The organism is Vibrio sp. 10N.222.49.C9, from assembly GCF_041474985.1.
In the GTDB taxonomy this organism is placed as follows: domain Bacteria; phylum Pseudomonadota; class Gammaproteobacteria; order Enterobacterales; family Vibrionaceae; genus Vibrio; species Vibrio crassostreae_C.
In genome coordinates, this window is record NZ_JBFRVD010001090.1 from 1 (window position 1) to 465 (window position 465).

The window sequence follows — 465 nt, forward strand, 5'->3', positions numbered from 1 at the left end:
GGTTATTCCTTATGCTTTGTTTTCACTTTTCTTGATCATTGCGATACCCACAACGCCAAAACCAACTTCCAAGATCAAATACACCACCAATAGCCAATGAGGTGTCCCATCAACAATTAAACTGAGTAGACGACCCGAGGCCAACCCCAACATAAAAACCGTCAGGCTATACAATGCGGGTAAGCGAACCTTTTCATACAGCGCCCCTATAATCCAAAATGACAGCAGGGCTAAGTAAAGCCCCATCACTGCTCGGAAAATATGACGAACGTTGACCGGTTCAGCATCAATGCTGAACAGGAAAGAGAGAGATTGTGTTGGCATTAAGCCGTAGGAAAGCGCGATTGGTAGCAGGCCTGCCGAGGCAACTAATAAGAAAATAGATTGAGCCTTCATTTCCCCTCACTTCTTTAGCTAAGTCGTATTCATAGCCTAGGAGAGAATGACTCTTTTTCCAGAATTTTA

The 465-nt window shown here is 44.1% G+C and carries 1 protein-coding gene; it reads right to left on the reverse strand.

The features are described from left to right. Positions 1 to 9: 9 nt before the first annotated feature. Positions 10 to 396, reverse strand: coding sequence for a DUF4345 domain-containing protein (locus AB4585_RS27020; protein WP_017030748.1), 387 nt, complete (start codon positions 394 to 396; stop codon positions 10 to 12). Between the last annotated feature and the right edge of the window lie 69 nt (positions 397 to 465).

Excerpts from the sequence above, each read along its gene's own strand:
- AB4585_RS27020 (WP_017030748.1), bottom strand. The coding sequence starts at position 396 with ATGAAGGCTCAATCTATTTTCTTATTAGTTGCCTCGGCAGGCCTGCTA.